We start from the raw sequence: 12,216 nt of genomic DNA, 5'->3' as shown, positions 1-12,216 counted from the left end.
CGGGTCGGCTCAGACCAGCGCCTTGGCCTCGTCGTCCATGGTGCCCGATACTTCGTTCGCCTGCAGGATCATGTCCGTATGTGCGGCGCCGCTCGGGATCATGGGGAAGCAATTGGCGAGCTTCGCCACCATGCAATCCACCATCACCGGGCCGTCGTGCGCCAGCATGTCGGCAATGCCCTGTTCCAGCTGGTCGGGATGCTCGATGCGAATACCCTTCCAGCCATAGGCTTCGGACAGCTTCACGAAATCGGGCAGCGAGTCCGAATAGCTTTCGGCATAGCGGCTCTCATAGGTGAGCTCCTGCCACTGGCGCACCATGCCCATATATTCGTTGTTCAGGATGAAGACCTTTACCGGCAGGCGATATTGCGTCGCCGTCGCCAGTTCCTGAATGTTCATCTGGATCGAGGCCTCGCCCGCGATGTCGATCACCAGGGCATTCGGATGGCCAAGCTGCGCCCCGATCGCCGCCGGCAAGCCATAGCCCATCGTGCCGAGCCCGCCCGAGGTGAGCCACTTGTTCGGCTTTTCGAACCCGAAATATTGCGCCGCCCACATCTGGTGCTGGCCGACCTCGGTGGTGATGATCGGCTCACGCTCGTGCGTCGCCTGCCAAAGCGCCTGGATCGCGCGCTGCGGCATGATGACCTTGTCGTCCTGCGGATAGGCAAGGCACTGCACCGCGCGCCAGCCCTGGATACGCCGCCACCATTCGGCTGTGTCGGGCTTGGGATGCTGACGCGCCTTCCAGATGCGCAGCATGTCCTCCATCGCATGGCCCGCATCGGCAACGATGCCCAGGTCGATCCGCACCGTCTTGTTGATGCTGGAGCGGTCGACATCGATGTGGATCTTGCGGCTGTGCGGCGAAAAGGCGTCGAGCCGGCCGGTGACGCGATCGTCGAAGCGCGCGCCGATGTTCACGATCAGATCGGCTTGGTTCATCGCCATATTGGCTTCATAGGTTCCGTGCATGCCCAGCATGCCGAGGAACTGCGGCGAGCTGGCCGGGAAGCAGCCGAGCCCCATCAACGTCGAGGTGACGGGCGCGCCGGTTAGCCGGGCGAGCTCCTGCAACAGCTGCGACGCCGCCGGACCGGAATTGATGATCCCGCCGCCGGTATAGAAGATCGGCCGCTCCGCCGCGGCCAGCATCTCGACCGCCTGCTCGATCGCGCTGCGATCCGCCTTCACGGCCGGGCGATAGGTCTTGTGCTGGATCGGCCCCGGCTTCTGATAGGCAGCGGTCGCGACCTGAACGTCCTTGGGCACGTCGATCACGACCGGGCCGGGGCGGCCCGACGTGGCGATATGAAACGCCTCGTGAATGATCCCGCCGAGCAAGGCAGGATCCTTCACCAGATAATTATGCTTGGTGCAGTGGCGCGTGATGCCGACGGTATCGGCCTCTTGGAACGCATCCGAGCCGATCAGCCCGGTCGGCACCTGACCGGTGATGACGACCATCGGGATCGAATCGAGCAGCGCATCGGTGATGCCCGTCACCGCGTTGGTCGCACCCGGGCCGGAGGTGACCAGAACGACACCCGGCTTGCCGGTAGAGCGGGCATAGCCCTCCGCGGCATGCGTCGCCGCCTGCTCGTGCCGGACGAGGACGTGGCGAATGCGCTTGGACCGGAACAGGGCGTCGTAAATGGGAAGAACGGCGCCGCCTGGATAGCCGAAGATGACGTCCACGCCGAGATCGCACAGCGCCTCGACCAGGATGTCTGCTCCGCTCTTCTCGGTCACGTCGAAATTCCTTCCAATCGATTATGCTGCCGCTCCAGCAGCGGTTGGCGCGCTACGGCGCCTAAAATTGCGCGTCAACCGTTAATGTTGAAATATTCTTTCAAATTGATGCTCTTGCTGTCTAGCACACGTGGCCAGCTTTGGGGAAATTGATGGCGAAACCAGGTGTATTGCCGTTTGGCATAGCGCCGGGTGGCACCGGCCGCCTGCTCGATCGCTTCGGCTTTGCTGATCTCTCCGCGGAGCAGCGCTGCGATCTCGGGAACGCCGATCGCCCGCCGGATCGGCGCATCCGCCGGAACGTCGCTGCGCGCCAGGAGCATCGCCACCTCATCCACCGCCCGGCCGTCGAACATGGCAGTCAGCCGCTGATCGATCCGCTCGTTCAGCGCAACGCGGTCCGGCAGGATGATCAGCGGCAAGACGTCCACCTGATCCCCGATCCCGCCGGTCCGCTGTGCCTGCCAGTGCTGCAGCGGCTCGCCCGTCGAGCGCACCACCTCCAACGCCCTCGCCACCCGCGCGCTGTCGGCCGGCGCGAGACGCTGGGCGGCTGCGGGATCCTCCAGCGTCAGCGCGGCATACGCCTCCTTCACCGGCAACGCGCGCACCGCCGCGCGCACGCCTGCGTCGATCGCCGGCACCGGCGCGATGCCGTCCAGCAGCGTGCGCATATACAGCCCCGTGCCCCCGGTCAGGATCGGCAGGCGCCCCTCCGCCATCACCGCCGCGATCGCGGCGCGCGCTTCCTCGGCCCAATCCGCGGCCGAACAGGCGATCGCGCCATCGACATGGCCGTACAGCCGATGCTCCGCTGCCGCTTCGTCCGCCACGCTCGGCCGGGCGGTGATCACGCGCAGGTCGCGATAGACCTGGCTCGCATCGGCGTTGATGATCACGCCGTCCGTTTGTTGCGCCAGAGCGAGGGCGCACGATGACTTGCCGCTGGCGGTCGGCCCTGCGATGAGCGCCAGCTTGGGAAGGGAAATGCGTGTGTTCACTGCAACCTTGATAGCAGCCGGTCGCCTGACCGCCCACATCCTGTCGGACGCAACCGAACGCCTCGCCGCTGCGGGATGCGCGCCGGAGGCCGGCGCCTGGATCGATGAAGGCGACGCGGCCGATATCCCCTTCGCCACCGCGATGGACGCCGCGCGCGCCGCGATCGAGGGCGCGTTCGAGGGCGTGGACGTGGTCGTGCAGCCCAGCGCGGCGCGTGAAAAGCACCTGCTGATCGCCGACATGGATTCCACCATGATCACCGTCGAATGTATCGACGAACTGGCCGACTATGCCGGCATAAAGCCCCAGATCGCCGAGATTACCGAAGCCGCCATGCGCGGCGAGCTCGATTTTGCCGCCGCGCTCGACGCGCGCGTCGCGCTGCTCAAGGGGCTGGACGCCGGCGCCATCGATCGGTGCCGTGAGGAGCGCGTCCACCTGATGCCGGGCGCGCGTATGCTGGTGCAGACGATGCGCGCGCGCGGCGCGACCGCGATCCTCGTATCCGGCGGCTTCACCGCCTTCGCCGATCCCGTGGCCCAGGCGATCGGCTTTGACCGGGCGATCGCCAACACCCTCGTCGTGGAGGACGGACAGCTTGCCGGCACGGTGACGAAGCCGATCGTCGATTCCGCCACCAAGGAGCGGACCCTGCGCGAAACGCGCGCGGCGCTCGACATCCCGGATGCGCGCACGCTGGCGGTGGGTGACGGTGCCAACGACCTCGCCATGATCAACATCGCCGGATTGGGCGTGGCTTACCACGCCAAGCCGGTGGTCGCCGCAGCCGCGGCGGCGCGGATCGACCATAATGATCTGACGGCGCTGCTGTGGGCGCAAGGCATCCCGCGTGCCAAGTGGGTCGACGAGGCATAGGGCGAAGAGGCGCGCCGCGCGTGCCGCCACAAGGCGTGAGTTGGTCAGCGTCAGATAGCCGTTGCTCACCCGTAACCGGTTACGTACGGCAACAGGCCAGTTCGGGCGAAAACAGGGGAGGGGCAGGATGACAGGAGCCACGATCCGCGACGTGGCGCGGCGCGCCGCCGTGTCGGTCGCCTCCGTCTCCCGCGCGCTGAATGGCCTGTCGAGTGTTCACCCGGATACGCGCGCCCGCGTGCTCGCCGCTGCCGAGGCGCTGGGCTATGTGCCGCATGCCGGCGCGCGCAGCCTCAGCCTCGCCCGTACCCACGCGATCGGTGTCGTCATGCCCGATCTGCATGGCGAGTTCTTCTCGGAGGTGATCCGCGGCCTCGCGGGTGCGGCCAGCGCGCGCGGCTATCACCTCATCCTGTCCAACATCGACGAGGGGGAGGACCATATGGCGGCGGCGCTGCGTGCCATGCGTGGCCGCGTCGATGGCTTGGTCGCGATGGCGCCGCACGTCGCTCCGCCGGCATTCGCCGCGCTTCTGCCGCCCAGACTGCCGACCGTGACCATCAACACGCCGGATTATGCCGGCGGCCCGGCGCTGCGCGTCGACAATCGCGGCGGCGCGGCAGCGGTTGCGCGTCATTTCGTCACGATCGGGCGCAAGCGCTTCGCCCATATCGCCGGGCCGGCCATCAACGCCGACGCACTCGAGCGTCGTGACGGCTTCGCCGCGGCGCTGCCGGCCGGGACACCGATCGCCATGGCCGAAGGTGACTTCACCGAGGCCGGCGGCGCGCGCGCGATGGCCGAGTTGCTGACTACCGACGCCGCGATCGACGCGGTCTTTGTCGCGAACGACATGATGGCGCTGGGTGCGTTGCAGACGCTGCGCGACGCGGGCCGGCGCATCCCGCAGGACGTGGCGGTGGCCGGGTTCGACGATGTGCCACTCGCCCGCTACGTCTCGCTCACCACCCTGCGCGTCAACATGGCGGACCTCGGCGGCCGCGCCGCGACACGGCTGATCGACGCGTTGGAAGGTGAGGGCGAGGGCGCGGGCGAAGTGCCCACCGCCGACCTGATCGTGCCGCCGCTGATCGTGCGCGGCACGACCGTGATGGAGCCGTAAATGGTTGACCGCCGCGCGTTTCTCGCGCGCTCCTCGTTGGGAATGGCCGGGCTGATGGCCGGCTGCACCGATCCTGCGGTGCCGATCACGCCCAAGGCGCCGGTGGCGACGCTGCCGGACTTCTACGAGCAGATCGAATATCGCACCTTTCGCTATTTCCGCGATACGGTGAACCCGCTGAACGGGCTCATCCCCGCGCGCTGGCCTGACGCCAGCGGGGCCAGCATCGCGCCAACCGGTGCTGCGCTGGCGATCTGGCCGATCGCGGTCGCACGCGGCTGGATCAAGCGCGATCTCGCCCGCGAGCTGACGCTCGCCGCCTTGCGCTTCTTCGATGCCGCGCCGCAGGGCGATGCGGTCGCCGGCACCGCCGGGCACCGCGGCTTCTTCTACAGCGCACTCGATATGAGGACGGGCCTGCGCTACCGGCAGGCCGCCCTGTCCAGCGTGGACACGGCCATGCTCCACATGGGCATGCTCTTTGCCGCCGGCTGGTGGACCGGCGACACCGAGCAAGAGCAAGAGATCCGGCGCCTTTCCGGCGACATCGTCGACCGCGCCGAGTGGCTCTGGTTTCAGAACGGCGCAGCGAACCTCGCGCTGCGCTGGCGCCCGGAGGACGGCTTCGGCGCGGATCGCCTTTCCGGCTATAACGAGGGCATGGTGGCCGTGCTGCTGGCGCTCGGTTCGGGGCGGCACGCGGTGGAGGACGGCGCGTGGGAGGCGTGGTGCGCCTCCTATCCCTTGCTCTGGCGCGGCGACGGCGAAACCCGCCACCTCGCCTACGCGCCCCTGATGGGTCACCAGCGCAGCCACATGTGGATCGATTTCCGCGGCATCCGCGACGTCGTGATGCGCGGCGCGAACTTCGATTATTTCGAGAACAGCCGCCGCGCCACCTACGCCAACCGCGCCTATTGCATCGCCAATCCGCGCCGGTGGGAGAGTTATTCGGCCGAGCTGTGGGGCCTCACCGCCTGCGACGGACCGGGCGATCACGAGCATGCGTACAAGGGCGAGACGCGCCGCTTCTTCGGATACGCCGCACGCGGCCCGCTCGACCAGCCTGGCGAGCACGACGACGGCACGATCGCGCCCGCAGCGGCGCTCGCCAGCCTGCCATTCGCGCCCGAGATCGTCCTCCCCACCGCGCGCGCGCTCAGCGCCGTGCCCGGGCAGTATCGCGAATACGGCTTTCTCGACGCGTTCAACGCCAGCTTCCGCTTCCCGGAAATCGCCTCGTCCACGGGCAACGTCAGCGTTGAGCATGGCTGGGTGGCGCGCAACTATCTGGCGATGAACCAGGCGCCCATCATCCTCCAGGCGGCGAACCACCGCAGCGATTTCGTCTGGAAGGTGCTGCGCGACAGCCCGATCGTGCGCCGCGGATTGAGCCGCGCGGGCTTCACCGGCGGCTGGCTGAAGTAACGACCCGGCGTGCAATCGCCGCGCCCTTCCGCTTAATCTCCCGCAACGCTGCGATTCGACAAAAAGCGAGGAGAGAGATCTGATGCGAGCTATTCCCGAGATCGGCGCGCGCCTGGATGGCGCCGGCACGATCGTCACCGGCGCGGCGAGCGGCATGGGCCGGGCCACCGCCATCCTCCTCGCGCGTGCCGGCGCCAGGGTGGCGGTGACCGATGTCCGGCTAGAGGCTGTGCAGGCCGTCGTCGACGAGATCACGGGCGAGGGGCTGCACGCGGTCGCCAAGGTGCTCGACGTCGGCGATCACGCCCAGATCCGCTCGGTGGTTGAGGACGTGGCCGACACGTTTGGCGACCTGTCGATCATCGTGAACAACGCCGGCATCTCCGCCAATCGCCCGATCGACGACGCCGATTACGACGACCATTGGGATCGGCACCTGGCGATCCTGCTGACCGCGCATCAGCGGCTGATCCGCGCCGCGCTGCCGCATCTGCGCAAGGCCGCCAATCCGCGTATCGTCAACATCGCCTCGACCGAAGGGCTGGGCGCCACCGCCGGTTTCAGCGCCTATTCCGCGGCGAAGGCGGGTGTGATCGGCCTGACGCGCAGCCTGGCGGTCGAGCTCGGCAAGTCGGGCATCACGGTGAATTGCATCTGCCCCGGCCCGGTGGAAACCGGCATGACCCACGCGATCCCCGACGAGGCGAAGCAGGTCTATGCCGCGCGCCGCACCGCGCTGCGCCGCTATGGCATGCCGGAGGAGGTGGCGTTCATGACCGCCAGCCTGTGTGCGCCCGCCGCCAGCTTCGTCACCGGCGCGATCATCCCGGTCGACGGCGGCCTGATGGCGCGCAACGCCTGAGGCTCAGCCCGGCAGGGCGGCCTTGGCGGCCTGCTCCACCCGGTCTCGCGCGGCCAGCATCAGGGTGGAACTCGCCTTGGCCAGCACCTTGCCGGCGGTATCGAGCAATCGCCCCTCGAAAAAGCAGGTGCTGCGCCCGCGCCGCTCGACCCAGCCCTCGGCGATCACCAGGCCGGGCCGCGCCGGCGCGAAGAAGCTCACTTTCAGTTCCAGCGACATCGGCACCACGTCCGCGCCGCCCATCGCGATCGCCGCATGCGCCATCGCCGCGTCGATCCAGCCGGTGACAAAGCCGCCCTGCACTACGCCGCCGGAATGGCACATGTGCTGCCCGGCCCGATATTCCAGCCGCGCGCGCCCCACCGGATCCATTTCGACCACCCGTACGAGACCGAGTGTCCGGCTCAATTCGTGCACGCCCGTTTCCTGATCGGTCATCCCGCCTCCCGCCGTTTCTCTTGTGGCGATCACCCTGGCGCCGGGTCGATGCAGGATCAAGCGGATCCGCTCAGGCGGCGAGCGCCACCTGATCGCGCCCGGCGTGCTTGGCGCGGTACAACGCCGCGTCCGCCGCACGCAGCACCGCATCTGCCGTCTGGTCACGCCCAAACATCGCGACGCCGCCGCTGACCGTCAGGGCGATCAGCTGATCGTTCACGCGCATGCCGGCGTCGCCGATCGCACGGCGCAGGCGATCGCAGACAAAGGTCGCCTGGCTCATGCTGATGTCGGGCAGCACCACGGCGAATTCCTCGCCGCCAAGTCGCGCGACAAGATCCTGATCGCGCACACTGGCACGCGCCAGTGCGGCAAAGCGGCGCAGCACCTCGTCACCGGTGGCATGGCCGAATGTGTCGTTGACCCGCTTGAAATGGTCGAGGTCGAACAGCGCAAGGCAGCCGCCGACACCGGACGAAAGCCGCGCGGTCAGCTCCGCGTCGAGCCCGCGGCGATTGGCGAGCCCGGTCAACGGATCGGTCAGCGCGGCATGTGCCAGCCGCTCCTCATGCGCCTTGCGCTTGGAGACGTCGCGAATGGCGCTCACCACGCCGCTGACCTGCCCGGCATCGTCCATCACCGCATGGCTGTGCGTCTCGAGCCAGCGCATGTCGCCATTTCTGCTGATGGCGCGGAACTCATGAATATGCGGCTGTTCCGGCTCGGCGATGATCTGATCGAGGAAACCTGCGATCCGGTCGGCGTCCGGCCCGCGCAGCATGGTGGCGATTGGCCGTCCGATCAGCTGGTCGGGGCTGCTGCCGCTGATCTGCCGGATCGAGGTCGAGGCGAAGCGCAAAAGGCCTTGCCGATCGACGTTGATGACGATGTCGGTCGAATGCTCGGTCAGCACCCGGTAGCGCGCTTCGCTTTCGCGCAGCTTGCGGAACAGATTGGCGCGTTGCTGCAGCTCGGCACGCGCGGGCAGCACCATCAGCATGGCGCAGGCGATGTAGAGCTGAAGGAACTGCATCCGCGCGCCGGTCGGTGCGTCGATCCGTGCGATCGGGCCGTAACCCAGCAACGTGAAGGCGCCGCCGATCACCGCCAGCATAACGATGGAGGCGGCCGTAGACAGGGGGCCGCCGCGAAACGTCGCGAGAACCATCGGCAACAACGGCAGGAACAGCAACGGCAAACCGTGCTGCGCGAAGCTGACGATGCTGATGACGCTGGTAAACGCGAGGAGAACAGTCGCCTGCGACAGCTGCGCCAGGGTCGTCTGCCTGATCAGCCGCAGCGCGTCGCCACGCAGCACGAGCATGAAAATCGGCATGAAGGTGAGCGTGCCGAGCGCATGGCCACTGTACCAGTTGATCAGGCTTTTCAGCGGCAGCTGGTCGGTCGCGATCGTCAGCGTGATGGTCGCCAGGATCGCGGACATGGCAGGCGCGACGACGCCCGCCGCCAGCACGAAAACGAGCAACCATCGCTGCGACTCGAGCACCGAGCGGCGCGGCGCCAGCCTGCGCAACAGGATCGCACCGATCACGCTTTCCAGCACGTTGATCAGCGCAAGCGGCAGTGCCAGCACCGGGCCGAAGCCCCAGATGGACGTGGCCGTAAAGCTCGCTAGGCCGCAGATCACGAGCGGCGCGCCCCACCGCTCCCGCGGCAGCGTCGTCAGCCGTGCCGTCAACAAGGCGGCGGCGACCCAGATAAAGGCCACGCCACCGTCGAAACGGGTCAGCCGCAGGGTGCCGGCGCACAGCACGAAATAGGCGACACCCAGCAGCAACAAGGAGGCACGCCGTCGTGCGGGTGTGGTCGACATTTGCCTCCGTTAGCCGCCGACGGTAAACGCCGGGTTGCTATTGCCCGTCTTTAAGGGCCGTTCGCCGCCAGTTCGGCAAGCCACGTCTGCGCCGTGCCGTCGGACGGCGCGCGCCAGTCACCACGCGGCGACACCGCGCCCCCGGCCGACACCTTGGGCGCGTTGGGTAGCGCCGATCGCTTGAACTGGCTGATCTGAAAAAATCGGAACAGGAACTTCTCCAGCCAGCTCTTGATGGTGTCGAGATCATAGGCGGTGCGCGCCTCGTCGGGATAGCCGATCGGCCAGCGGCCAGCCTCCAGGTCGCGCCACGCATGCCAGGCAAGGAACGCGATCTTCGATGGCGCCAGCCCGTGACGGATCACGTAATGCGCAAAGAAGTCGTTGAGCGGGTACGGCCCGATCTTGCTTTCGGTGCTCTGGATCGCGCCGGTCGCGTCCGCGGGAACAAGCTCGGGCGAGATTTCCTGCGCCAGAACGGCGTCGAGCACCGCGTCCGTCTCGGCATCATATTGATCAGTCGCGATGCACCAGCGGATCAGGAACTGGATCAGCGTCTTGGGCACCCCGGCGTTGACGCCATAGTGGCTCATGTGATCGCCCACGCCATAGGTGCACCAGCCGAGCGCCAGCTCGCTGAGGTCGCCCGTGCCCACCACCAGCCCGGCGCGCTGGTTGGCGATGCGGAACAGATAATCGGTGCGCAGGCCCGCCTGCACATTCTCGAACGTCACGTCATACACCGGCTCGCCCGCGGCGAACGGATGGCCCATGCCCTCCAGCATGGTGCGCGCCGCCGGCTTGATGTCGATCTCCTCGGCGGTGATACCCAGTGCGCGCATCAGCTTCCACGCATTGCCCTTCGTGCCCTCGCTGGTGGCGAAGCCCGGCATGGTGATGCCGATGATGTCGGTGCGCGGGCGGTTCAGCCGGTCGAGCGCCTTCGCCGCGACGATCAGTGCGTGCGTCGAATCCAGCCCGCCCGACACGCCGATCACTAGGCTCTTCACGCCGGTCGCGGTCACCCGCTTCAGCAGCCCTTCCACTTGGATATTGAACGCCTCGTAGCAGTCCTCGTCGAGCCGCTCGGGCGTGTCGGGCACGAAGGGGAAGCGCCGGATCGCCCGCTTCAGACCGGCATCGGCATAATCGGGCTGATGGGCGAAGCCGACGTGGCGAAAGCGCGTTTCGGGATGCCCGGCAAAGGTCGCCGCGTCGCCGAAGGTGCCGACGCGCAGCCGCTCCTGGATCAGCCGTTCGCAATCCACATCGGCGATCACCAGCTCGGGATCGAGTGCAAAGCGCGTCGACGCGGCCAGCGGCTCACCCAGTTCGTGGATCGTGCCCTGGCCGTCCCACGCGAGATCGGTCGTGCTTTCGCCCGGCCCGGCGGCGGAATAGACATATGCGCACACCGCCCGCGCCGATTGCGCCGCCGACAGCATCGCGCGCTCGCGCGACTTGCCGATCACGACATTGGAGGCGGAAAGATTGCAGCACACCAGCGCTCCCGCCAGCGCGCCCGTCGTGGAGGGCGGGGTAGGGGACCAATAATCCTCGCAGATTTCCGCATGGAAGATGAAATGCGCCAGGTCGCTGGCCGCAAAGATCAGGTCGGTACCGAACGGCACCTCTTGGTCGCCGATCGTGATGGTCAACCTGCTCAGCCCCGCGCCGCTGCTGAACCAGCGCTTCTCGTAATATTCGCGGTAGTTCGGCAGAAACGTCTTGGGTACCACGCCCAGGATCGCCCCGCGCGCGATCGCCACCGCGCAATTGTACAGCCGGCCGTTGCGGGGGAGGGCGGCGCCGACGAGCAGCACCGGGCGCAGGTCGCGCGTGCCGTCCGCCACCGCCAGCACCGCGTCGCGCACCGCGTCCTGCTGCGCGGTTTGCAGGTGAAGGTCGTCGATCGCGTAGGAGGTGAGGTTGAGTTCCGGATAGACGATCAGGTCGACCGCCTCCTCATGCGCGCGCTTCGCCAGCGCGAGCGTCTCGCGAACGTTGGCCGCCGTGTCGCCGACGCTCGCCATCGGCGTTGCCGCCGCAACGCGCAGCATGCGGTGGTGGTGGATCGAGGAAAAGCGCGTGTTCATTGCCGGCACCGTCACCTTGTATCGTCCGCAGCGAAGGGCGGGCGTGATCGCCTCCTTCGCCGCCGGCATCGCGAACGGCAAGGCTCGCGATCAATCCGGATTATAACGGCCGGCACCTGTCTTTGTTCGGGTGCCGGCTCACACCGGCATCGCATCGCTCTCCGCGCCATAATGATGCCAGGTGAAGATCGCTGCCGCGCCGCGATACGGCCGCCACGGCTCGGCAAGTTCGCGCGTCAGCTTCTCGCTCGGTCGGCTGTCATGTCCGAGGATCCGGCCGACCTCGATCTGCACCGCCAGATCGCCCGCCGGCCAGATGTCGCCGCGACCTTCGGCAAACAGCAGGTAGATCTCGGCCGACCAGCGCCCGATGCCCTTCACCTGCACCAGCTTGGCGATCGCCTCCTCGTCGTCCTCGGGCAGATGATCGAAATCGAGCCGACCGCTCGTCACCTCGTCCGCCAGGCTGCGCAGATACCCCGATTTCTGCCGCGACATGCCCGCCGCGCGCAGTTCCTCGTCGCTCGCGCGGGCGATCCGCTCGAGATCTGCCTCCACGCCGACCACCTCCGTCAGCTTGCGCCACATCGCGTCGGCGGCCTTTACGCTCACCTGCTGCCCCACGATCGTGCGCATCAAGGTGACGTGCCCGCGCACCCTGATCCGCGTCGGTGGATAGCCCACGCGCGCCAGCGCCGCCGCGATCCGCGGCTCGATCGCGGCCAGCGCATCGAGGTCCGCGCGCAACTGTGCCTCGCTCAGCCCCATTGCGGCGGGCCTTCAAGATCGGCAAGGGAGCAGG

The 12,216-nt window shown here is 67.6% G+C and carries 10 protein-coding genes; 4 read left to right on the top strand and 6 right to left on the bottom strand.

All coding sequences use genetic code 11. The features are described 5' to 3' along the window. Positions 1 to 9: 9 nt before the first annotated feature. Together SPDO_RS11190 and miaA are read right to left on the bottom strand one after the other, a co-directional pair. A complete protein-coding gene (locus SPDO_RS11190; RefSeq protein ID WP_088367596.1) occupies positions 10 to 1,755 on the bottom strand; it encodes an acetolactate synthase 3 large subunit in 1,746 nt (581 codons plus the stop codon). Positions 1,756 to 1,829: 74 nt separating this feature from the next. Continuing rightward, positions 1,830 to 2,756 (bottom strand): tRNA (adenosine(37)-N6)-dimethylallyltransferase MiaA, encoded by a 927-nt coding sequence (miaA, locus tag SPDO_RS11185; RefSeq protein ID WP_245829412.1) that lies wholly within the window; start codon positions 2,754 to 2,756, stop codon positions 1,830 to 1,832. Between miaA and serB the strand changes: the two genes are divergently transcribed. The 4 genes from serB to SPDO_RS11165 all read left to right on the top strand — a co-directional run bounded on the left by serB (position 2,749) and on the right by SPDO_RS11165 (position 7,046). Then, complete coding sequence (serB, locus tag SPDO_RS11180) at positions 2,749 to 3,633, top strand: phosphoserine phosphatase SerB (RefSeq protein WP_088367594.1); 885 nt, start codon at positions 2,749 to 2,751, stop codon at positions 3,631 to 3,633. The two genes, miaA and serB, sit on opposite strands and share 8 nt — an antisense overlap. Before the next feature lie 127 nt (positions 3,634 to 3,760). After that, on the top strand, positions 3,761 to 4,756 hold the full coding sequence (locus SPDO_RS11175) for a LacI family DNA-binding transcriptional regulator (protein WP_088367593.1): 996 nt from the start codon (positions 3,761 to 3,763) through the stop codon (positions 4,754 to 4,756). After that, positions 4,757 to 6,184, top strand: coding sequence for a glucoamylase family protein (locus SPDO_RS11170; RefSeq protein WP_088367592.1), 1,428 nt, complete (start codon positions 4,757 to 4,759; stop codon positions 6,182 to 6,184). An 82-nt stretch (positions 6,185 to 6,266) separates the two neighbouring features. Next, positions 6,267 to 7,046 carry an SDR family NAD(P)-dependent oxidoreductase gene (locus SPDO_RS11165; protein ID WP_088367591.1) on the top strand — a complete coding sequence of 260 codons (780 nt, stop codon included), beginning with the start codon at positions 6,267 to 6,269 and terminating at the stop codon, positions 7,044 to 7,046. 3 nt (positions 7,047 to 7,049) lie between these two features. Here the strand turns inward: SPDO_RS11165 and SPDO_RS11160 are convergent, their stop codons facing one another. From SPDO_RS11160 to SPDO_RS11145, 4 genes are all read right to left on the bottom strand, one after another. Continuing rightward, the gene (locus tag SPDO_RS11160) at positions 7,050 to 7,484 is read right to left on the bottom strand and encodes a PaaI family thioesterase (protein ID WP_088367590.1); all 435 of its coding nucleotides are present in this window, start codon (positions 7,482 to 7,484) and stop codon (positions 7,050 to 7,052) included. A 70-nt stretch (positions 7,485 to 7,554) separates the two neighbouring features. After that, positions 7,555 to 9,318 carry a GGDEF domain-containing protein gene (locus SPDO_RS11155; RefSeq protein ID WP_088367589.1) on the bottom strand — a complete coding sequence of 588 codons (1,764 nt, stop codon included), beginning with the start codon at positions 9,316 to 9,318 and terminating at the stop codon, positions 7,555 to 7,557. 50 nt (positions 9,319 to 9,368) lie between these two features. Next, positions 9,369 to 11,414, bottom strand: coding sequence for an NAD(+) synthase (locus SPDO_RS11150; protein WP_088367835.1), 2,046 nt, complete (start codon positions 11,412 to 11,414; stop codon positions 9,369 to 9,371). Positions 11,415 to 11,552: 138 nt separating this feature from the next. Continuing rightward, positions 11,553 to 12,182 (bottom strand): DNA-3-methyladenine glycosylase family protein, encoded by a 630-nt coding sequence (locus tag SPDO_RS11145; protein WP_088367588.1) that lies wholly within the window; start codon positions 12,180 to 12,182, stop codon positions 11,553 to 11,555. Positions 12,183 to 12,216: the final 34 nt, after the last annotated feature.

The sequence above is a fragment of the Sphingomonas dokdonensis genome, from assembly GCF_002197685.1.
In the GTDB taxonomy this organism is placed as follows: Bacteria; Pseudomonadota; Alphaproteobacteria; order Sphingomonadales; family Sphingomonadaceae; genus Sphingomonas; species Sphingomonas dokdonensis.
The sequence above is the reverse complement of the archived record's forward strand: the minus strand, read 5'-3'. Positions and strand labels throughout refer to the sequence as shown.